General features: G+C 63.6%; 23 protein-coding genes. 15 read left to right on the top strand and 8 right to left on the bottom strand.

Features of this window, described 5'->3' with window-relative positions; genetic code table 11:
- The first annotated feature begins 21 nt into the window (after nucleotides 1-21).
- Both ACOGI7_RS03525 and ACOGI7_RS03520 read left to right on the top strand, forming a co-directional pair.
- Nucleotides 22-1,758, top strand: a complete 1,737-nt coding sequence (locus ACOGI7_RS03525; protein ID WP_419850540.1) for a hydantoinase/oxoprolinase family protein — start codon at nucleotides 22-24, stop codon at nucleotides 1,756-1,758.
- Complete coding sequence (locus ACOGI7_RS03520; RefSeq protein WP_419850539.1) at nucleotides 1,755-3,869, top strand: hydantoinase B/oxoprolinase family protein; 2,115 nt, start codon at nucleotides 1,755-1,757, stop codon at nucleotides 3,867-3,869. The genes ACOGI7_RS03525 and ACOGI7_RS03520 overlap by 4 nt, the downstream gene beginning before the upstream one ends.
- Here the strand turns inward: ACOGI7_RS03520 and ACOGI7_RS03515 are convergent, their stop codons facing one another.
- A complete protein-coding gene (locus ACOGI7_RS03515; RefSeq protein WP_419850538.1) occupies nucleotides 3,870-4,700 on the bottom strand; it encodes an SDR family NAD(P)-dependent oxidoreductase in 831 nt (276 codons plus the stop codon).
- Nucleotides 4,701-4,870: 170 nt separating this feature from the next.
- On the opposite strand from ACOGI7_RS03515, the gene ACOGI7_RS03510 reads away from it, so the two are divergent.
- Nucleotides 4,871-5,284: a protein-tyrosine phosphatase family protein gene (locus ACOGI7_RS03510; protein ID WP_419850537.1), complete on the top strand. Its 414-nt coding sequence runs from the start codon at nucleotides 4,871-4,873 to the stop codon at nucleotides 5,282-5,284.
- A gap of 11 nt (nucleotides 5,285-5,295) precedes the next feature.
- Here the strand turns inward: ACOGI7_RS03510 and ACOGI7_RS03505 are convergent, their stop codons facing one another.
- The 3 genes from ACOGI7_RS03505 to ACOGI7_RS03495 all read right to left on the bottom strand — a co-directional run bounded on the left by ACOGI7_RS03505 (nucleotide 5,296) and on the right by ACOGI7_RS03495 (nucleotide 7,877).
- Nucleotides 5,296-6,060: an SDR family NAD(P)-dependent oxidoreductase gene (locus ACOGI7_RS03505; protein ID WP_419850536.1), complete on the bottom strand. Its 765-nt coding sequence runs from the start codon at nucleotides 6,058-6,060 to the stop codon at nucleotides 5,296-5,298.
- Between the two features lie 75 nt (nucleotides 6,061-6,135).
- A complete protein-coding gene (locus ACOGI7_RS03500) occupies nucleotides 6,136-6,546 on the bottom strand; it encodes a flavodoxin family protein (protein WP_419851450.1) in 411 nt (136 codons plus the stop codon).
- A gap of 86 nt (nucleotides 6,547-6,632) precedes the next feature.
- Nucleotides 6,633-7,877, bottom strand: a complete 1,245-nt coding sequence (locus ACOGI7_RS03495; protein WP_419850535.1) for an MFS transporter — start codon at nucleotides 7,875-7,877, stop codon at nucleotides 6,633-6,635.
- A 78-nt stretch (nucleotides 7,878-7,955) separates the two neighbouring features.
- Here ACOGI7_RS03495 and ACOGI7_RS03490 point away from each other — a divergent pair, with 78 nt between their 5' ends.
- From ACOGI7_RS03490 to yihA, 8 genes are all read left to right on the top strand, one after another.
- Nucleotides 7,956-8,246 carry a type II toxin-antitoxin system RelE/ParE family toxin gene (locus ACOGI7_RS03490; RefSeq protein WP_419850534.1) on the top strand — a complete coding sequence of 97 codons (291 nt, stop codon included), beginning with the start codon at nucleotides 7,956-7,958 and terminating at the stop codon, nucleotides 8,244-8,246.
- Entirely contained in the window at nucleotides 8,246-8,551 is a 306-nt protein-coding gene (locus ACOGI7_RS03485; RefSeq protein ID WP_419850533.1) for a HigA family addiction module antitoxin, read from the top strand. Before ACOGI7_RS03490 ends, ACOGI7_RS03485 begins: the two co-directional genes overlap by 1 nt.
- Nucleotides 8,552-8,638: 87 nt before the next feature.
- Nucleotides 8,639-9,568 carry an ABC transporter ATP-binding protein gene (locus ACOGI7_RS03480; RefSeq protein ID WP_419850532.1) on the top strand — a complete coding sequence of 310 codons (930 nt, stop codon included), beginning with the start codon at nucleotides 8,639-8,641 and terminating at the stop codon, nucleotides 9,566-9,568.
- A complete protein-coding gene (locus ACOGI7_RS03475) occupies nucleotides 9,565-10,335 on the top strand; it encodes an ABC transporter permease (RefSeq protein ID WP_419850531.1) in 771 nt (256 codons plus the stop codon). Before ACOGI7_RS03480 ends, ACOGI7_RS03475 begins: the two co-directional genes overlap by 4 nt.
- 33 nt (nucleotides 10,336-10,368) lie before the next feature.
- Nucleotides 10,369-11,400: an NADPH:quinone oxidoreductase family protein gene (locus tag ACOGI7_RS03470; RefSeq protein WP_419850530.1), complete on the top strand. Its 1,032-nt coding sequence runs from the start codon at nucleotides 10,369-10,371 to the stop codon at nucleotides 11,398-11,400.
- Nucleotides 11,401-11,462: 62 nt separating this feature from the next.
- Entirely contained in the window at nucleotides 11,463-12,641 is a 1,179-nt protein-coding gene (locus ACOGI7_RS03465) for an amidohydrolase family protein (protein WP_419850529.1), read from the top strand.
- Between the two features lie 42 nt (nucleotides 12,642-12,683).
- A complete protein-coding gene (locus tag ACOGI7_RS03460) occupies nucleotides 12,684-13,988 on the top strand; it encodes an acyl-CoA dehydrogenase family protein (RefSeq protein WP_419850528.1) in 1,305 nt (434 codons plus the stop codon).
- Between the two features lie 51 nt (nucleotides 13,989-14,039).
- Complete coding sequence (gene yihA / locus ACOGI7_RS03455) at nucleotides 14,040-14,636, top strand: ribosome biogenesis GTP-binding protein YihA/YsxC (RefSeq protein WP_419850527.1); 597 nt, start codon at nucleotides 14,040-14,042, stop codon at nucleotides 14,634-14,636.
- On the opposite strand, the gene ACOGI7_RS03450 is transcribed toward yihA, so the two are convergent.
- Entirely contained in the window at nucleotides 14,626-15,252 is a 627-nt protein-coding gene (locus ACOGI7_RS03450) for an HAD-IA family hydrolase (RefSeq protein WP_419850526.1), read from the bottom strand. The two genes, yihA and ACOGI7_RS03450, sit on opposite strands and share 11 nt — an antisense overlap.
- A gap of 114 nt (nucleotides 15,253-15,366) precedes the next feature.
- Between ACOGI7_RS03450 and ACOGI7_RS03445 the strand changes: the two genes are divergently transcribed.
- A complete protein-coding gene (locus ACOGI7_RS03445; protein ID WP_419850525.1) occupies nucleotides 15,367-15,768 on the top strand; it encodes a hypothetical protein in 402 nt (133 codons plus the stop codon).
- 104 nt (nucleotides 15,769-15,872) lie between these two features.
- Here the strand turns inward: ACOGI7_RS03445 and ACOGI7_RS03440 are convergent, their stop codons facing one another.
- Nucleotides 15,873-16,175, bottom strand: coding sequence for a hypothetical protein (locus tag ACOGI7_RS03440; protein WP_419850524.1), 303 nt, complete (start codon nucleotides 16,173-16,175; stop codon nucleotides 15,873-15,875).
- A gap of 244 nt (nucleotides 16,176-16,419) precedes the next feature.
- On the opposite strand from ACOGI7_RS03440, the gene ACOGI7_RS03435 reads away from it, so the two are divergent.
- The 3 genes from ACOGI7_RS03435 to ACOGI7_RS03425 are packed head-to-tail and all read left to right on the top strand — an operon-like array spanning nucleotide 16,420 to nucleotide 18,758.
- On the top strand, nucleotides 16,420-18,072 hold the full coding sequence (locus ACOGI7_RS03435; protein WP_419850523.1) for an ADP-ribosylglycohydrolase family protein: 1,653 nt from the start codon (nucleotides 16,420-16,422) through the stop codon (nucleotides 18,070-18,072).
- Nucleotides 18,073-18,123: 51 nt separating this feature from the next.
- Complete coding sequence (locus ACOGI7_RS03430; RefSeq protein ID WP_419850522.1) at nucleotides 18,124-18,411, top strand: ribbon-helix-helix protein, CopG family; 288 nt, start codon at nucleotides 18,124-18,126, stop codon at nucleotides 18,409-18,411.
- A complete protein-coding gene (locus tag ACOGI7_RS03425; RefSeq protein WP_419850521.1) occupies nucleotides 18,408-18,758 on the top strand; it encodes a type II toxin-antitoxin system PemK/MazF family toxin in 351 nt (116 codons plus the stop codon). Before ACOGI7_RS03430 ends, ACOGI7_RS03425 begins: the two co-directional genes overlap by 4 nt.
- A gap of 51 nt (nucleotides 18,759-18,809) precedes the next feature.
- On the opposite strand, the gene ACOGI7_RS03420 is transcribed toward ACOGI7_RS03425, so the two are convergent.
- Nucleotides 18,810-19,994 (bottom strand): hypothetical protein, encoded by a 1,185-nt coding sequence (locus tag ACOGI7_RS03420; protein WP_419850520.1) that lies wholly within the window; start codon nucleotides 19,992-19,994, stop codon nucleotides 18,810-18,812.
- A gap of 1 nt (nucleotide 19,995) precedes the next feature.
- On the bottom strand, nucleotides 19,996-20,874 hold the full coding sequence (locus tag ACOGI7_RS03415) for a hypothetical protein (RefSeq protein WP_419850519.1): 879 nt from the start codon (nucleotides 20,872-20,874) through the stop codon (nucleotides 19,996-19,998).
- Nucleotides 20,875-20,950: the final 76 nt, after the last annotated feature.

Below are 20,950 nucleotides of genomic sequence, written 5' to 3'. Positions count from 1 at the left end.
ACTCCTCTGCCTCTCGGGGCTGTGCGCATCGGCATCGACACCGGGGGAACGTTCACCGACGCCGTGGTGGTGGCCCCTGACCCCGATGGAGCTGCCAGGGTGGGCGTAGGCAAGGCGCTCTCCACCTCCGGCGATCTGACCGCAGGCGCCCTGGCCGCAGTCGAGGCGGCCGCAGCCGAGACGGACCAGCCGCTGGCCAACTTGCTCGGACGGGCCGAATCCATCGGCTATGCCACCACCGTTGGTCTCAACGCCCTTTTGACCGGCACGGGAGCACCCATCGGCCTGATCACCACCGAGGGATTCGAAGCCACTTTGCCGGTGGCCCGGGCAGCCAAGGTGGCCGGCTTGTCCCCCGCTGAGGCCACCGAGGCCGTCTGCTGGGCCAAGCCCCCGCTGCTGTTGAGCCGCCAGCGAATCGTGGGGGTTCCCGAGCGGATCGACGGCCACGGCGAGGTGGTTCGCCCGCTGGATGAGGCCGCCGCGGTTGCCGTCATCAAGGCGCTGCGGGACGACGGGGTGACCAGCTACGCCGTCAGCCTGCTGTGGTCGGTGGCCGACCCCCGCCATGAGGTCCGCATCGCCGAGCTGATCGCCCAGATCCACCCCGGCGCTCACGTGTCGCTGTCGTCGGCAGTGCCCCGGATCGGCGAGTACGAGCGGACAATGACCACAGTGCTCGACGCCAGCACGGCCCCGCTCGTGGCTGAAGAGATTCGCACCCTGGCCCATGCCTTGGCCGAACGGGGATTCGCCGGACACCTGCACGTCATGCAGTCCAGTGGCAGCACCTGTGATGCCGACGGTGGCCTCCGGGCGGTGGAGACCCTGGGATCGGGGCCGGTTGCCGGGCTGTTGGCTTCAGCCGAACTGGTCCAACAATTGGGCCGAAGCGAGGCCATTGCCACCGATGTGGGTGGCACCAGCTTCGACGTCGGCCTGATCACCGGCGGTGAAGCCACCATGGCGACACGCCCCATGATCGGGCGCTGGGCCCTGGCCCATCCGATGGTGGAGGTGGTGTCGATCGGCACCGGCGGCGGGTCGCTGGCCTGGATCGACCCGGTGCTGGGCAGCTTGCGGGTGGGGCCCCATTCAGCCGGCGCCCAGCCCGGCCCGGCGTGCTACCGCCGGGGAGGTACCGCCCCTACCCTGACCGATGCCGCCGTGACCCTAGGCTATCTCGGTGGACTGGGCCAGGTGCTGGAGCTGGACCACGGGGCGGCGGAGCGCGCCTTGGAGGATGCCGTGGCCGCTCCACTGGGACTGTCGGAGCCCGAAGCCGCCGACGCAGTGGTGGGAGTGGCCTGCTCTCAAATGGCCGACCTGATTCGCCGTGTGACTGTCCAGCGGGGCCACGATCCTGCCGGGTTCACCATGCTGGCCTACGGCGGGGCCGCCCCCCAGTACGCCACCCGATACGCCGCCGAGGTAGGAGTAGCCGAGGTGGTGGTTCCCTCAGCCGCTTCAGTGTTCTCCGCATTGGGCGCGGCCCGCGGCAAACGGCCGGCGCCTGAGCCGGCTGTGCTGGATGATTCGACATCGGAACCGCCAGCCATTGGACGTCGGGACGCCTGGTTCGACCGTCAATTCGCATCCTGTCGGGTATACGACGGTCCACGGCTGGTGCCAGGCACCCTCCTGGAGGGTCCGGCGTTCATCGACCACCCGTCCACCACCATCGTGCTGCGCCCCGGCGACCGGGCCGAGGTCGACGCCGAGAGCCACACCCACCTGTTTCCCGGTCCGCCATCATGAGTTCGGACCGGCATGCCCCCGGAACCACACCCCCGCTCGACGCGGCGCTGTTTGAAGTGCTGCGCAATCGGCTGTGGGCCATCAATGACGAGGCGGTGGACGCCATCGTGGCCGTATCGGGGTCGCCCATCGCCACCGAGGGCAACGACTTCAACTCCGGCATCTTGACCGCAGGCGGCGAGGTGGCGCTGGCCGGACCGTATGTGCTGGTTCACGCTGCGGCACTGGGTCAGGTGGTGCGCTACGTCATCGAGCAATTCGGCGACGATCCCGGCATCGGCTCCGGCGACATGTTCATCACCAACGACACCTATGTGGGCGCTCCCCATCAGCCCGATGTGATGGTGGTGGCCCCCGTGTTCCGGGAGGATCGGCTGATCGCCTGGTGCGGGTCGTGCGTCCACCAGAACGATGTCGGCGGCCCTGTGCCCGGGTCGATCACCGTGGGGGCGACGTCCATCTATGAGGAGGCGGTGCCCATGGCCCCTACCCGGATCGTGGAGGGCGGGGAACTGCTGGCCGACGTGGAGCAGGAGTACCTGGGCCGGTCCCGCACCCCGGAGCTGAACCGGCTCGACCTACTGGGCCAGATCGAGGCCAACCGGGTGGTGGCCCGCCGACTCAACGGGCTGTGCGACCGCTACGGGACCGAAACGGTGACCGGGGTGCTCGAAGGGCTTATCGACCGCACCGAGGCCGCGGTGCGAGCGCGGCTGGCGTCGCTGCCCGATGGGCGATGGCGCCACCGGGGCCTCGTGGAGCACGACGGCATCGACGACCTGGTGTATGAGATCGGCCTGACCATGACCAAGCGGGGCGACTCCCTGCATCTGGACTTCACCGACGCCAGCCCCCAGGCCCCGGCGCTGATCAACACCAGTCGGGCCATCACCTCCAGCTACGCCATGGCCGCGGTGATGACCGTGCTGGGCTACGGCCTTCCGTGGACGCCAGCCGGGTTCTGGCGGGTCATGGAGGTTGACACCACGCCAGGCACCGTCGTCGACTGCCTTTGGCCCGCAGGCATGTCAATGGGGGTGACCGCTGCCGGCCAGGAGGTACGCACCGCGGTAAACGTCTGCCTCAGCCGGATGTTCGACGCCTCTGACGACCCCGATGTTCACAGCCAAATCTTGGCGTCGTGCGTTTCGGGGTCGTTCACCCAGACCATCTCGGGAGCCTTCGACGACGGGCGGGACTTCTCCGCCATGCTCCTCGACGGCCTTCCCGGCGGATCTGGCGCCCGCTGGGGCGGCGACGGCTCCGACACCGGCGGCTATCTGACCTCCCCAGCCGGGCTGTGTACCAATATCGAGACCAACGAGCAGCACTACCCGGTGCTCTACCGCTACCGCCGGGAGCGGCCCGACTCGGGCGGCCCCGGCCAGTGGCGAGGCGGGGTGGGTGTTGAGCACGCCTACCAACTCCACCGAGCCGCCGGGACGGTGACCTCCACGGTGTTCGCTCATGGCCAGCAGCCCCCCACCGCCGCTGGAGTGGTCGGCGGAGAGCCCGGCATGCAGCACACCGGGGTGTACGAGCGGTCCGACGGCGCAATGGAGGTGCCTCCCCCCAAGCAAGTGGGCGAGCTGGCCCTAGGCGACGTGTACGCCAACTTGTGCGGCGGCGGAGGCGGGGTGGGCGACCCCCTGGATCGCGACCCCATTGCAGTAGAGCACGACATGGCCGAAGGCCTGGTTACCGAAGCCGGTGCTGCGCGTGACTTCGGCGTGGTGATCGGTGACGAGGCGGCCACCGAAGAATTGCGAGCATCCCGCCGGCAGGAGCGCATCGGACGAGAACCCGCCCCGCCTCTGGAATCTCCACCCGCCGGCCGACGGCTCAGTTCCACAGTGGTCTTGGCCGACGGCCACTACCTATGCCGTCGCTGCGGCCACGACCACGGCCCCACCACCGAGCCGTTGGTCAGCCTGCTGACTGTGTCCCGCTCTTCAGTGGACGAACGCACCCCCTGGCCCTCAGCCCGCCCCGGCGCCGGCCGCTTCGAGATCCGCCGCCTGTACTGCCCCGCCTGCGCCGTCCAGGTGGACGTTCAAGTCGCCCTTGCCGACGCCCCCCTCCTAGAGACCGCCGAACTGCTCGACAATTGACTACCAGCGAGAGCCGCCGGCGACGGTGATGCACTCGCCGGTGATGAATGAGGCCTCGTCGGAGAGCAGGAAGGCGATGACCGCGGCGGTCTCGTCGGGGTGTTGCAAGCGTTCGAGGGCGATCTTGGAGCGCACCCACTTGCTGCGGTCGCCGCCAGACTGCGCCACGGTTTGCTCCAGATAGGGATGGCCGCTCGCAGTTGCGTCGGGATCGACTCCTAGCGGTCGCACGCCATTGACTCTGATCTGGTGGGGAGCCAACTCCATGGCCAGCGCAGCGACCAGCCGGTCTACCCCGGCCTTGGCCGCGGCAAACGCCGAAGTGCCGGTGGCCGCGGCCACAGTGGCATACGACGACAGCAGCACTATCGATCCTCCGTCACCCTGCTCAACCATCTGGCGGGCCGCGGCCTGGGCCACCAGGAACGCCCCGGTCAGGTTTACATCAGTGGACCGCCGCCACGACGCCTCGCTCAGCTCCAACAGAGGCGCCCATCCCATCTCAGGCCCGAGTCCTCCGGCCACGTTGACCACCAGATCGAGCCTCCCCAACTCGCTGACACAGCGCCCGACCGTTTCGTTCACTTGGGAGGCGTCGGACACATCGGCTTCCAACCGCAGTGCCGCCTGCCCCTCAGTCCTCACCGCCTCCACTGTGGCGTCCAGAGCCTCCGGAGATGCACAAGCGGTATCTGGCTGACCGATCTCCACTCGGTCAGCGCAGGCCACGTCGGCCCCAGCTTGAGCCAGCCGCACCGCCACGGCCCGCCCGATCTCCGGTGGACACGCCGCCCCCATCACCAGCGCCACCTTCCCGGAGAAGTCGTCCATCCCCCCAGCATCCCCCACCCGCTCGGCTGGCTTCCACCACAAGCCCTCCGAAAGTCGAACAGTAGGGTGGCGGGGTGCAGGTGGGGGCGGCGCGGTATCAGATGGCGGGAGGGATTCACCGGGTTCCAGTGCCGGGCGCTGATGGGAATCTCCATGCGACAGCCTTTGCCGTGACCGGGCCTGATCCAGCGGCGGCGCTGGAGGATGTGGGGGCCGAGGTGATGGTGTGTCTGCTCACCGACGCGGAGATTGCCATGCGCTATCCCGACTATCCCGCTTGGTTGGCCGACCCCGCCCCCTACCAGGCCATACACGTGCCGATGGTCGATCAAGGCGTCACCGGGGACGAAATCATTCGGGAGTTGGTGGACGACATTAACGAGCACCTCGACCAGGGAACCGGAGTGTTGGTCCACTGCGGCGCTGGCTACGGCAGGGCCGGGATCGTGTGCATCTCAGTGCTGACCTCCCGGGGAATGGACCTTGATCAAGCAGTTGCCGCGGTGCGAGCCGCTCGACCGGCAGCAGGACCCCAGTCCCATTCGCAGGAGGCTCAGATCACCCGTCTAGCCGCCGGGTTTTGAGGGGCTGCGCCTCACATCCCACCGGCGATCTTGTAGTCGTGGCCGGTGGCGTACGACGAGGCGTCGGACGCGAGGTACAGGGCCAGGCCGATGATCTCGTCGCAGTCGGCTACTCGCTTCATCATGGTGGCCTTCCCTGATCTCTCAGGAAATTCGGGGTCGAACCGCATCGATCCCTTCATCATCTCCGACATGAACGGCCCCGGCACCAGGGAGTTGACCCGCACGTTGAGCCCGGCCCACTCGCCAGCCATGGCCCGGGTGAGGTTGTGCAGCGCCGCTTTGCTGGAGGTGTAGATCCCCACTCCCGGCCCGCCGCCGTAAGCCCCCATCGTGGTCACGTTGATGATCGATCCTCCGCCGGCCTCACCCATGCGGGGGGCCACCAAACCGGCCAGGCGGATCGGCCCCTTCACATTTACCGCGTACACCTTGTCGAAGTAGGCCTCGGTGCAGTCGGACACTGTGACCGGCGCGGGGTTGATGCCAGCGTTGTTGACCAGCACGTCGATCTGGCCCAACTCGCCGTATACCCGCTCGACCAGCGCGTCGATCTGGTCCCACTCTCCCATGTGGCAGGCGATGCCCCGCACCGATTGGCCGCCCAACTCATCATTCAGCTCAGCGGCGGCTTCGTCGCAGCCCTCCTGGCGCCGCCCGGTAATCACCACGTCGGCGCCGGCCATGGCATAGCCCTTGGCAATGGACCGGCCGATGCCCTTGGTGCCCCCGGTAACCAGCGCCACCTTCCCTGTCAGGTCGAACAAGCTGCTCATGGCCCGATCTTACGAACCGCTCGCCGGCCGACCCCATGCGGGCTGAACGCGCTCGGGCCCATTGGACCGGAGCGCTCAGTAGATGCCCAGTTCCAAGCCGGCGGCCAGGGTCATGCCCAGCTCCCGGCAGGCCTCCAGATGGGCGTCAGTCAGCTCGCCGGTGGCCACCACCGGCGGGGCCACCGCCTTCCACCCCAGCCCGGTCACCAGGGGGTCCACTGCCCGCACCGCGCCGGTGCCGTCGTTGCCGGCCCGCACGAACAGCCCGTAGGGCCGCCCCCGGGTGTGGTCCAAGCAGTCGTAATAGACGGTGTCGAAGAAGTGCTTGAGCGCGCCGCTCATGTAGCCGAAGTTCTCCGGGGTGCCCAGCAGGTAGCCGTCGGCGGCCATCACATCGTTGGCGGAGGCTTCCAGCGCGGCCACCTGAACCACCTCCATCCCGTCGACATCAGGATGGCTGGCCCCTGTCACCACCGCGTCAGTCATGGCCTTGGTGCCCCCGGTCTTGGAGTGAGACACCACCAGCACTCGCACGCAAACGACGGTACTCCCCCGCCGCGAGCGCCTGCGGGTCAGGTGGCCGCGGTGCCCACATCCATGGAGGCGAATCGACGGGTGCTCACCAGCCAGGCGGCCAGCACCACGATGGTTGCCGCGCTGATCGACACCGTGATTCGGGGGCCGATCCAGTCGAACAGCGCCCCTTGGACCATGGTGCCGGCACCGATGGCCAGGTTGATCGCCATCAGGTACAGGGCGATGATCCGTCCCCGCATGGATTCCTCTACTTGGAGTTGGATGACGGTGTTGAGCGTGGAGGCAGTGGCGAGGTGGCAGCCGCCGAGGAAGAGCAGGAACACGATGGCCATGGCGTACCACGGGGCGAGGCCGAACCCGGCCAGCGCCAGGCCGTAGGCGCTCAGCCCGATGGCCAGCAGCCGGGACCGGGCGGTGAACTGCCCCCTCCCGGCCACCAGCGGGAAGAAGATCACCGATCCGATACCGGTGCCGGCGGCCAACAGGCCCAGTTGCCACCCGGTGGTGTTGAACTCCTCTTCGGCGAACACCACGATCAGAAAGATGAGGGGCTGGGCGCAAACGGCGGTGATGAGCACCGTCTTGAATGCCCGCTGGATTCCCGGCTGGGTTCTCCAGTAGGCCAGCACCTCCCGCAGATCGGCGAACACCCTGATGGGGGGCGGATCATCGGGCAGCAGCCGGGGCACCTGGATGAGCACCACGGTAAACAGCACCGCAAAGAAAGAGACCCCGTTGGCGAAGAACACCCAGCCCGGCCCGAAGAATCCCAGCAGCACTCCGCCCAGAGCCGGCCCCACCGCCCGGGTGGCCTGGAATTGAGTGGAGTTGAGGGTGACCGCGTTCAACAACAGCTCTTTGGGCACCAGCTCAGAGATGAACGCCTGCCAAGCGGGCAGCATGAAGCCGTTGAGAATGCCGTAACCCCAGGCCAACAGCATGTAGATCACCGGCGAGCGCACCCCCACCCCCCACAGGGCGGCAAACCCGAAGGCCCCCACGCACAGCAGGCTCTGGGTCACCAGGATGATGCTGCGGCGGGGCACCCGGTCGGCCAGCGGCCCGGCCCACAGGTTGGTGAACACGGTCAACAGCATCTGGGTGATCGTCACCAGCCCGACCCACACCCCTCGCTCGGTGATCTTCTCGATCACATAGGCCAGCACCAGGATCTGCATCCACGTCCCGGTGTTGGACACCAGAGCCCCGAACCAGAACAACCGGAAGTTGCGCAACCGCAGGGCCCGAGTCGAAGCCCGAAACCCCGGTCGATCAGCCACCCAGCGACCCTACCGCCCTTGATATCGGCCAACTTTGCCCCGACAGGAAACCGAACGGTGATACCGTACACTCAATGGGTGAAAGTTCGTTCCGTCCGCCACCGCGGGTTGCGCCAGCTGCTCAGCTACGACAACCCCCGTTTCCTGCCACAAGATCTAATCGATCGAGTGCGCAAAATCCTCACCGCGCTGATCTTGGCTGGCAGCATGGACGACTTCGCGGCCAATGCCCCTCGGGGATGGCGGGTACACAGGCTTTCAGGAGATCGACAGAAACAATGGAGCATCTCAGTATCAAGCAACTGGCGCATCACATTTGAAGAAGAGGACGGTTTTATCGACCGATTGGATTTGGAGGACTACCACTAATGGCACCGAATGAGATCGAGATCAACATGACCCCTTCGCATCCAGGCGACTTCGTTCGCACTGAGATCATCGAGGAACTCAGTTTGAGCGTTACGCAGGCGGCCGAAGTATTGGGGGTTCGCCGAGCAACGCTCTCCGACCTGCTAAACGGCCACGCCGCCCTTTCGCCAGAAATGGCATTACGGATTGAGAAAGCCTTTGATGTAAGCATGGAGATGCTTCTGCGGATGCAGGCCTGGTATGACGCCGCCCTCATGCGAGCCCGGGCCAGCGAGATCGACGTCAGGCGCTACGAGCCTGTATGACCATACAAATTGGGAGATAGCGCAATTGGCAATGACGCATTCAAATGACGGCCGGCAAATGATCGAGGCCGCGCTAGGAGCGTGTTTGTGACGACGGTGGTCGAGGTTGACCGCGTCTCAAAGTCATTTGGTACCCAGTCGGTTTTGCGAGAGCTCTCATTCTCAATCGAGCAGGGGGAGATCTTCTGCCTGCTTGGCCCGAATGGCGCTGGGAAGACCACCACTCTGGAGATTCTTGAGGGGTTCCTCACACCCGACGCTGGAACTGTCCGGGTCCTCGAGCACGACCCGCTCACTTCTGGCGACACTCTCCGCCGACGCGTCGGGGTTGTGCTTCAGGAAAGTGGATTCCCCAAGTTCTTTCGCGTGGGCGAGATGATCGACACCTGGCGGTCTTACTATGACGAACCGCTGCCCTACGGCGACATTCTCGATCTCGTCGGCCTCCGCAGCGACGAGACGAAGTTGGTTCGCAAGCTCTCCGGCGGACAGCGCCGCCGACTTGACTTCGCATTGGCCGTTTGCGGGGATCCGGAAGTCATCTTCCTCGACGAGCCGACCACTGGCTTCGACCCTGAGGCACGGGCGCGATGTTGGCAGGCGATCGCGGATCTGCGCGACCTGGGCAAGACCATCTTGCTCACCACCCACTATCTGGACGAGGCCGAGCGCCTTGCTGACCGGATCGCGGTGCTCCTAGACGGCGCTACCGGTGCGATCGGCAGCACTCAGGAACTGGCCCAACTGGCCAGTCTGGGGGTCACGGTCTCATTTCAGGCGCCAGCCAAAGAAGCCGAGCGGCTTGCTCGCGAATTCCCTGGGCTTGCTGCAATCGAGGAGGTCGTGGAAGGACAGATCGACGATGTCCGCACCCTTGTTCGTCGACTAGAGACGCTCGACGAGCACGCGTCGCAGCGCATCTACGCCACCCTTCGAGTTCAGCCGCCCAGCCTTGAGCAGGCCTACCTCGCGCTGGTCGAAAGGCAACCGGACCCGACGAGGCCGGCATCACGATGACGACGCTCCTCGCCCGATTGGGCCGCCAAGCGAAGCTGGAACAGCGCGCTTTCTGGCGGAATCCCGACTATGCCTTCTTCACATTTATGCTCCCGCTCTTGCTGCTGGCGTTGCTCGGCGCCGTCAACTCGGGCGACGAGATCGGTGATCGAACGGATATCAACGCCATCGATCTGGTGGTGCCCGGAGTGCTCGCTTTCGCGGTGATCGTCTCTGCCTATGCCAATCTGGCCTCCCGTCTAGCCGTTCTTAGAGCAGACGGAGTCTTGAAGAGAATTCGGACCACGCCACTCGATCCGCGGGCGTATCTAATGGCGCAACTCCTCAGCACTTTGGTCACCACACTGTTGGCCAGTGCCGCAACCCTCCTCCTGGGACTCATCGCCTTTGGTGTATCGCCCCGAGCAGAAGGATCATTGGCACTCGCGCTCGGCCTCGTTCTCGGCATCATTTGTTTCGCCGCTCTCGGCCTCGCACTCAGTTCGGCCATCTCCCATGCCGACGCCGCTGGACCCATCACTCACGCCACCTATCTCCCCCTTGCGCTGGTCTCCGGCGTCTTCGACCCAAGCATCAACATCCCCGGTTGGCTGGAGACTCTTGTGTCCCTCTTCCCCGTCCAAGCCCTCGTCGAGTTCTTGGTTGCGGCCTACGACCCGATAGCTGACGGCATACCCCTCGGAGCCTCGTTGGTGCTGGCTATCTGGGGTATCGGTGCCATTGCCATCGCGATGCGAACCTTCAGCTGGGCCCCATCCAGAAAGTAGACCTTCGCCTCCACGTCGGTAAGCTGCGCTGCCGTGCGAGCTTGGCGTGTACATCAATATGGGAGGCCGTCGGAGGCGCTGCGGCTGGACGACATTGACGAGCCGGTGCCGGAGACGGGAAAGATCCGGGTGGCGCCCACTCGGACGGTGCTGAACTTCAACGAGATCGACGGCTGCCACGGGCGCTACCGCACCGTGAACCCCGACCTCCCCTACACCCTGGGGATGGAGGTGCTGGGCACGGTTGACGCCGTGGGAGATGGGGCCGAGGAGTGGCTCGGGCGCCGGGTTCATGCCACCGCCGAGAGCGCCTTCGGGGGCTACGCCGACAAGGTGATCTGCCAGCCCGACATGGTGTTCGACGCTCCCGAGTCGCTGGACGACACCGAGGCGGCCGCATTCTTCTTCCCCTTCCACCTGTCATGGCTGGGCTTGCACGAGCGGGGCCAGGTCCAGCCGGGAGAGTGGGTGCTGATCCACGCCGCCGCTGGCGGGGTGGGCTCGGCCGCGGTGCAGCTGGCCGTGGACGCCGGGGCCCGGGTGATCGGCACCGCGGGCAGCGAGGACAAGTGCGAGTTTGTGCGCTCCCTAGGGGCCGAAGCCGCGGTGAACTACCGGGACGGAGACTTCGCCACTGAGGTACGGGACATCACCGGTGGAGCTGGCGTCGATCTGGTGTTCGACGGCGTGGGGGGCGAAGTTACCGAAGCCTCTATACGGTGCATGACTCGGGGCGGGCGGCTGATGATCATCGGCTTCGCCAGCAAGATCGAGGCCGAGGACGCCGTCGGCCTTCCCCCGAGGCTGTTGTGCTTCTCCCAAGTTTCGATCGGAGGGGTTCTCTTGGCCTACAGCAGCAACCCGGCGCTCTACGGCGGCATGGCCGGGTTCAACATCAACCCCCGATCACTGGGCGACCGGATCCACGAAGAGCTCTGCGAGCGGCTGTCCGAGGGGCGGATCGCCCCGCTGGTGGGCGGCACCGTGCCCTTCGAGGAGCTGCCCGCCGCCCTTGAGCAGATGGAAGACCGCCTCACCACCGGTCGCATCGTGGTGGTCTGCTGAAAAACGGCCCGACACGGTTCCGCCGGTGGTCGATTGCCGAGCAAACAAGCCAGAATAGAGCCATGACTGAGCTCGGATATCTCGCCTTCGACGCCGACAACCACTACTACGAGGCCACCGACGCCTTCACCCGTCACATCGACCCCAAGATGGCCAAGCGCTGCATGCAATGGGCCGACATCGGGGGCAAGCAGCGGCTGATCGTGGCCGGTCGGATCAACCGGTTCATCCCCAACCCCACCTTCGACCCGGTGGCCAAGCCCGGCATCCTCGACGAGTACTTCCGGGCCAAGACCTCGGCCAGCGACATGCGGGAGGCCTTCGGCGAGCTCGACCCCATCAGCCCCGCCTACCGCAACCGCGACGCCCGCCTGGCTCTCATGGACTCCCAGGGCCTGGGCGGCTGCTTCATGTTCCCCACCCTGGGCGTGGGCATGGAGGCCTGCCTGGAAGACGACCTCGGGGCCATCACCGCGGCGTTCGGGGCGTTCAACCGCTGGCTCGACGAAGACTGGGGCTTCTCCTACCAGGAGCGCCTTTTCACCGCCCTGTACCTGAGCCTGGTTGACGTGGACTGGGCGCTGGGCGAGCTGGAGTGGGCCATCGGCCGGGGTCTGCGGCTGGTGAACTTCAGGGCCACCTCGGTGCCCGACGGCCACGGCAACTACCGCTCGCTGGGCCATCCCGACCACGACCCGGTGTGGCAGTACCTCAACGACCACGGCGTGTGCGTGGCCTTCCACTCCGGCGACTCGGGCTACTCGTTCATGAACCACCGCTGGGGGCTCGGCACCGAGACCGAGGCCTTCCGCTACAACCCCCTCCAGAGCCTGCTGTCGCACTCCCCCATCAGCGACACCATGGCCTCGCTTCTGGCCGACGGGGTGCTGGTGCGGTTCCCCAACCTGCGGGTGGCCACCATCGAGACCGGCTCCTATTGGGTGCGGCCCCTCATCCAGAAGCTGGCCAAGACCTACGGCCAGCACCGCTATGCCTTCGACGAGGACCCGGTGGAGACGTTCCGCAACCAGGTGTGGGTGTCGCCCTACTACGAGGACGACCTGCACGAGCTGGCCGGGCTGATCGGCACCGACCACATGCTGTTCGGCTCCGACTTCCCCCACGCCGAGGGCCTGGCCGACCCGGTGTCGTTCGTGGACGACCTCGACGGGTTCAGCGACGACGACATCCGCCGCATCATGTGCGACAACGGCGCCGGCCTGTCGCAGCTGGCCGTTTAGCCGACCGGCGAGCCCTCATCTCCAACCGAAAGAAACAGCACCATGGCCTGGGATTTTGAGACCGAGCCCGAGTTCCAGGAGCAACTGGATTGGACCCGGGCATTCCTGGACGAGCACATCCTGCCGCTGGAGACCATCGATCTGGAGGTGACCGACGACCAGTGGAATGCCCTGACCGCGCCCCTGAAGCAGCAGGTGAAGGACCGGGGGCTGTGGGCCTGCCATCTCGACCCCGAGCTGGGAGGCCAGGGCTTCGGCCAAGTGAAGCTGGGGTTGATGCACGAGATTCTGGGCCGGTCGTCGATCGCGCCGGCCATCTTCGGCAACAACGCCCCCGACTCGGGCAACGCCGAGCTGTTGGCCATCGGCGGCAACGAGGAGCAGAAGAAGCGCTGGATGGAGCCGCTTTTGGCCGGCGAGCTGCGCTCGGGGTTCTCCATGACCGAGCCCGACACCGCCGGCTCCGACCCCACCTTGTTGGAGACCAAAGCGGTGCGCGACGGCGACACCTGGGTGATCAACGGCCACAAGTGGTTCACCTCCGGCGGGTCGGGGGCCGATTTCCTGATCGCCATGGTGGTGACCAACCCCGACGTCCACCCCTACCAGGGGTCGTCCATGATCGTGGTGCCCACCGACACCCCCGGCCTGGAGATCGTGCGGGACGTGCCCAACATGCACCACCCCTACCCGGGCCAGTTCGCCCGCCACCCCATGGGCCACTCCGAGGTGGTCTACCGAGACGTGCGGGTGCCCGCCGAGAACCTGATCGGCAATCCCGGCGACGGGTTCGTGCTGGCCCAAAAGCGCCTCGGGCCCGGCCGCATCCACCACGCCATGCGCTGGATCGGCCAGTCGCAGCGGGCGCTGGACATGATGTGCGAGCGGGCCCTGTCCCGGTACGCCCACGGGAGCCTTCTGGCCGAGAAGCAGATGGTGCAGGACTTCATCGCCGAGACCCGCATCGACATCGCCTCGGCCCGGCTGCTGTGCCTGCACGCCGCCTGGCACATGGACAAGCACGGCTCATCGGCGTCGCGCACCGAGATCGCCATGATCAAGGTGTACGGCACCAAGATGCTGTACAACGCCATCGACCGGTCCATCCAGGTCCACGGCGCTCTGGGCTACTCCGCCGACATGCCCCTCGAGGAGATGTACCGCAACGCCCGAGCCTCCCGGCTGGTGGACGGTGCCGATGAGGTGCACAAGGTGTCCATCGCCCGCCGCACCCTCAAGGAGTACGCCGCGGTGGACGGCCCCCCCACCGAGCACATCCCCACCCGCCGAGCCGCCGCCCTCGAGCGCTTCGGCGACCTCCTCGACATCGAGGTTTTGAACAGCTAGCCGCTGGCAAACCTCAACTAGGCCCGACGAAGGGGCCGGTAGCCTTTGAGAATGTCCAAGCCGCTGGCCCTGCATTTTCTGCGGTCGGCCAGCGATGCCAGCCAGTTGCCCGAGTCCCGCTGCGAGGTGGCGTTGGTAGGGCGCTCCAATGTGGGCAAGTCGTCGCTCCTAAATGCGGTGGCCAACCGCAAGGGCCTGGCCCGCACGTCCAAGGCCCCGGGAGCCACCCGGCTGCTCAACATTTTCGAGCTGGAAGGTGAGCCCGGCCGCTGGCTGGTAGACCTGCCGGGCTACGGCTTCGCCAAGGCCCCCAAGGCGCAGCGGGTCGGATGGCAGAAGATGATGGACGGCTATCTGATCGACCGCCCCACCCTGGTGGAGGTGCTGCTGCTGGTGGACGGCCTCATCGGCCCCACCCCCCTCGACCTCCAAACCGTGGAATGGCTGGCGCACCACGACGTACCCCTGCAACCGGTGGCCACCAAAGCCGACAAAGTGAAATCGTCCCAACGGGGCGCCCGAAAAGCTGAGTTGGCCAAGGGACTCGGCGTCGCCCCCGGCGATGTCATCTGGACCAGCGCAACCAAAGGCCAGGGCATCCCCGAACTCCGAGCCGAGATCAACTCCGCCCTCCGCCTCAACCCCTGAGCGAAAACCCCACCACAGCCTCCAATTCGGCTAATGCCTCATCGGGATCGACCACTTTGATGGTGGTCATCCCCATGGCCCGAGCCGGCTTGAGGTTCACCCCCAAGTCGTCGAGGAACACACACGCCGACGGCACCACGTCCAGCGCCTCACAAGCCATCGTGTAGAACGCCGGATCAGGCTTGCGCACCCCCACCACCGACGATTCGATCACCACGTCGAACCACCCCATCAGCTCGGCCATCTCCGCCGACCGCTCCGACGACGCCATCGGCGAATAGTTATTGGTCAAAAGCCCCGTCTTCAGCCGCTCCGAGCACCGCCGCACCGCCTCAGCCACCTCCGGCCGAATCTCCCCACCCAGCCCATTGAGCACCGCCATCCCATCCACCCGATACCCCAACGCTGCCGCCTCCGCCTCAAACGCCTCGGCAAATTCCTCCAGCCCAATCTCCCCCCGCTCCATCCGCGCCCAAGCATTGCTATCCGGATCAGTCGAGTTGATCCGCCGGATCAACCCCTCCGGCAGCCCATTCTCCCGCTCATAAGCCGCAAACCCCTCCCAAGGCCCCGACATGATCACCCCACCCATGTCAAACAACACCGCCTCAACCACCGCCCAAACTTACCTAACTGGGTGTAGCCCAATTTTGACCCTGCTCAAGGCCGGACAGCAGAGGCCGAGGTCTGGGTAAGATAGATGGGCACCTTTGATCGGGTGGAGGGAGCTGTGGCCGACAAGCAGATGAAGCAACTGCTCGCGTTGATGCCTGACATCGCCACGGTGGTGAACAGGTTCAATTCGCCTGCCGTGCAGACGGAAGTGTTCTGGGTACTCGTCATGGCCGCCAATGTTGACTTGAATTTTGTCGACTGGGAGCACCCGGCGATGCGCTGGAACACCTCCGAGAGCTGGCTGCTGAAACCGTGGATGGGACTCGACGACCTTCTTAGCGAGGAGAGGCTGTCGGAAGCGTACAAGCGGCTAGAGGAAGCCGAGATTCGGGCCGCGGAGCCGCACTTCGCTGAGAAGGCCTTGAAGGGCTCGCTGGATGCCGAGGGGCTGCGCGAGCTCGCGGACCGAGCCGCCAAGGGTGAGCCCGTCACCCTCCGATCGGGAACTCGGCTCTAAATCCCGTAGCCGACGCCGTCAACGCCCGCCGGTACTCGGCCACCGTTTTCTCAGACCGGCGCAGCACGAACCTGAGATGCGACTACCGCTCGGCCAGCAGATCATCACCATTCTGAGACCTCCTCATTGACGATGCCCCAAAAGCCAAGCGCCGTTTCCAACTTCTCGTCAAACTTCGGGTTGGCCACCGCCACCAACGCGTCCTCAATCACATGGATCAGCGCGTGCCCGACAGAATCCCTGTCTTCACAGTTCAGCAGTGCCGTCACCAGACTAGCCACCGCCACCAATTGAGCGTGCTCGGCCTCATCCGCGTCCTGGGCAGCGCTCAACGTCTCGTCCACCAGCCGGATGACCTGCGCCCAAGCGGCGGACGACCTGCGTAACAGTTGCCTCTCAGGCAGCATGGGATCACCTTACCCCCGCGTGTGCGGGGAGAGTTCCGCCCTTATCGGGCAGTGGGAGGCAACCGAACCAGACCACAGATCCCCAGGCAGAGGCTCTTTATCCATTCGCCCTCACCTTGGATCACCTCCACACCATCACTGTGAACGATGAAACCACCCTTGATGCGGTGGCGGGCTCATTGGGCGTTTTCGGCCCCAAGCTCCCCTGCAAGCCCGATATTGTCCTAGCACCGGAGGCCTTCCGATGACGACGAAGATCGAACCTTCCCAAGCGCAGACGGAACTCATCTACCCCTCCAGCAATTCCGCCGACGATCGGGCTGCTCGGACTCGGAGCTCCATGCTGTGGGCGGCCTATGGCGATGCGCTGGGGTTTATCAGCGAGTTGACGGACGAAAAAGGTCTCAGACGCAGGACCCGCGGGGCTCCACTCAACCGGCTGATGGCCTGGACGCGGCGGGTCGGTGGCCGTGGAGGCGTGAATGTGGAGTTGCCCGCCGGGTGCTGGTCTGACGACACCCAACTTCGGATGGCCGTGAGCCGGTCGATAGGCAACCACGGCTTCGACGTGGAGACATTTGCCCGTATCGAGCTGCCGGTTTGGCCGTCCTACGCCCTCGGCGGCGGACGGGCCTCCAAGGCCGCTGCCAAGAACCTCGCAGCGCATAATACCCCGTGGTATGCCAACACCTTTTCTGGTTGGCACGACGCCGGAGGGAACGGTGCCGCCATGCGAATCCAGCCCCATGTATGGGCATCCCCTGATCTCCAAGATGGCTACCTGCTGGATGTGATTGCAGACAGCATCTGTACTCATAGTCACCCTCGGGCGATCCTCGGCGCCTGCTTCCACGCTTCGACACTGGCCCACTGCCTGCGGAGCGGCACTCCCCCGACCCTGGATGAGTGTGCGGAGATCGCGGTCGGACTAGGTGATGTCCACTCTCTGATGGAGAGCCATCAGAGTCTCAGCACCATGTGGGTCGGCCTATGGGAACGTGCGGCCGAGAAGTCGTTTCGGAGCCAGTGGCAGACCACCGTCCACGAACTCTGCAATGCCATCCACCAAGCGGCTGCCGCCACCGATGGCGCCGAACATTTCGCCGATGCCTACCCAGCAGTATGCAACCAGCTCGAACTCCAGGCCGAACACCAGAAAGGAAGCGGCATTCTCACCCCTGTCGTCGCCGCGGCCCTGGCAGCGACCGCCCCCAACCCCCACGAGGGCATGTTGATCGCTGCTACCGAACTAGGAACGGACACCGACACCATCGCCACAATGGCCGGCGCGCTGCTAGGGGCCTGCAATGTCACCTCCCAGCCCCCCGAGGATCCTCTCGACAGTGCCTACTTGTTAGCCGAGGCCGACCGCCTGACGGCCTTTTCCCAAGGTCAACAGACCGACAGCTACCAATACCCCGACATCCTCACCTGGGCGGCACCGCAGGCCCAGGCTGATGCACTAGTGGCAGACAACGGCCAACTCGCTGTCGAAGGTCTCGGCCCGGTGAAGGCACTCGATATCGAAATGTCGTGGTCATCCCGCAAGGACTTCGCATGGCAATGGGTTCAGGCCGACTTCGGCCAAACACTCCTCATCAAGCGCCGCCCCGAAGTCCGACTCCAAAGTATGTGCAATACCTCGGAACCGCCTCCTGCACCTTCATCTACCGCCCGCTCCCGCAAGCCAGTCAGGGCCGACAAGCAGACATCCTGCCCGCCAAGCGAGTTGCCGTTGGATCGCGGCCTTGACTTTGACGCCGCGGTAAGGCACGCCAAAGAACACATCTCCAACGACAGCCAACTTGGCTACACCGTCCGTCGCGCTGCCCGAGACGGAACCATCAACGACCTCGTTGACCTCGTGAAGACCCTCCGCGATGATCTGCGCCGCTGACTCACTCCCGGTTCCTGCCAGCCTGACCCTTGTCCTCGGTATGCTGGGGCCGTGAACGTGAACGTCACCATTCCTGATGATCTCTACGAGCAGGTGGAATCACTCGCCTGCCGCCAAGACCAATCCCGCTCAGACCTCTACGCCCAAGCCCTGAAGATGCTCGTCCACGCTCAAGATGCCCCCGATCAGCCGTCTAGCGGCCCCAGCCGCCCCGAATGGCTGGACTGGCCCAGCGAGAAGGTCACCCAAGTGCTCAACGAGGTCTACAGCGAGCACGACTCCACCCTCGACCCTGGCTTGGCACTTTTGCAGTCCGAAGCTGTCCGCGAGGATTGGTGATCCAGCGAGGCGACGTCTACTGGGTAGACCTGCCCACACCTGCCGGTTCCGAACCCGGCTATCGACGGCCAGTACTGGTTGTTTCTGCTGACGACTTCAACCAGGGCAGAATCAGCACTGCTATCGCCGCTGCTATCTCGTCCAACGTTCACCTCTTGGGCACACCCGGCATCGTTGAGTTGCCCGCCAGCGACTCCGGTTTGGAACGAGACTCGATCATCAACCTCTCCCAGCTCATCACGCTCGACAAGTCTCGTCTGACTGACTGGACCGGCACAACCCTGAGTGGTGCAACTATGCGCCAAGTCGACGAAGGCCTCGCCCAGATATTGCAACTCGCATCCTGATCGCTCTGCATGCTGCCGGGAGCAAACTGTTGAGATAATCCTGGAAACCAACTAACCCGGTTGCATTGGTAGATTGAGTTCGCCGTACCGCCTGGTTATTGCATCCCGAACTTCTTCCGGCACTCCCAAGTCATCCCTGCCGTCAATGAAACAATATGTCCTACGAACCTCTCCCTCATGGCCACCAGCCAATCGTGCCAACAGAAGAGTCGGCTGCGGGTTGTCGGGAATAGCTTGCTTTAGCTCTTCATGCCGGACTGCAGTCAGGGCGAACAGATGAGCAGTCAATGAATCGGCATCAGGCCAGTTAAACATGCTATCAGCAAAGAAGATAAACCTAGCTTGGTCACCAGATGGAATAAGCTTAGTCACGGCAGTGTGACCCTGCTCTGAGGCCTTCTCGATAATTCGACACATGCCCTTTCCAAATTTGACTTTTGTATGAACAGGAAGTTTGTCAACTTGTTCTGCAAGAAGCCTGTATTCGTCTGATGATTGCCAGGATAGTGGGGCATTCTCTTCACGATGAGTGAAATCTTCGTGAACCCATTCCAGTACCATCTCCAGATATGCGATATCATCCCTACCAACATTTGCATTAGGAAGCATAGGGCTGCCTCCAAGTTGCTCTGCTGAATCACTGTCCGCCAAAACAAAATTACCATAGCGAGAATGCTCATCTCCGAGCGCACATGACAAGCTAGATTCTATTACTCGTCGGACATACTCAATTACATGAAATGCTGATCTAAGTCTATAGCACAGAGCTTGCCAATCACTTACGGTCATAATTGCGATATATTCCTGCAAGGCAGGGGTATATCCATCAGGTAAATTATCATGCTCAATCAAGACTACGCCTTGCCAGTGCATATGCGAAGGAAACTGTCTCTTGTAATAGCTACCTTGAGAATGGGAACTTTCAGGATCACTTCTGTAGGATCGGAATACTATGTCGTTTTCTTGTGATAGCAACTCGCGAGATATTTGGATTTGCTGAATTGCTTTACTAATTCTGTTGTCCAACCATCTTCTAGCGACTTCTGGCGAATCTACTCGCTGGGGTTCACGTGCCTTTGTTTCTAGAATCAGCCCCCTGTCAGCAACCGCAACAATGCCATCGCTGATCTCACGACCACCTGATCTTCTCGGTTTGTACACAAAGTCAGGTAATCCATACTCCCCAATCCAAGAACGAGCTTCCTGCTCTGCCTCGGCTCCCCAATTGCCTGACATGCTATACCACTTGCTGAAGGCCGCGGTTCGGGCCGTCGACAAGACGTAGTATCAGTGCGCCGGCAACATGAACCACTAGCCAAGCGTCGGCGCGTGCTGTCTGGGCGCCTCGTCCATGGGCGTCTCCCTCTGCACCTCTGGTTGCTGTGATCCAGCCAAGCAATCGCTTATCGTAGGAAGCAAGCAGATCTCTTTCTATGGCTATAGAACCACGTTTCTCAAACGTTGTTGTTGCTTCACCACATCCCATAATTCGCAGGGTCACTTCAACGGCAGAAGCAGCATCGGTGACAGCGTCATCAAAACGACTTTCTCGTATCGAGGTTAGAGCATCCATGTAATTTCGCTCCGCGTCTTCGAAGCCAGAACGGCCCGATAGCAGTGTTATCGCAGGAACGACAACCTCAACATGCATCTCTTGCTCACCGCGTGTAATAATATTTCCCTCAACAAAGTCATAGGAAATCCTGCCATCCTCCAATACCTCACGCAATTCACTGGAATACATATCACGTGGATTAGCCGCATAAGTTCCCTCGTATTCGGGTACTATATCCCAGACTGCTTCCAATAAAGAAAAGACTACATCTTCTCCACAGTCTTCAAGCAAGATCGCATTGAGCACCTGCTCATATGATGATAAGGCACGAAAAGCAAAGGCATGAGATAGATCGATAAAACCAAATTGGAAGCTCACGTCTCGAACAACATCTGGCATCCGACGCTTTAGGTAGTATTGTTCTTCAAAGCTCTTGATTATGTGGGTGAACTGGACACGGACCGGAGGAGTCAACCTGTCAGTCCAAAGTTGCGTGCCAGATTCTTCAAGCTCGGCTTGGTGACGGCGATGTTTTCTGAGTCCAAAATATGGTCTGCTCATTGCAGTGCCACTCCAAAAATTACTTTCTAGGCGTTCCTTTTGAACTCCACAACACTAATATCTGGCTGGATAAATA

It is taken from the genome of Candidatus Poriferisocius sp., assembly GCF_965204145.1.
Lineage (GTDB): Bacteria > Actinomycetota > Acidimicrobiia > Acidimicrobiales > Bin134 > Poriferisocius.
The sequence above is the reverse complement of the archived record's forward strand: the minus strand, read 5'-3'. Positions and strand labels throughout refer to the sequence as shown.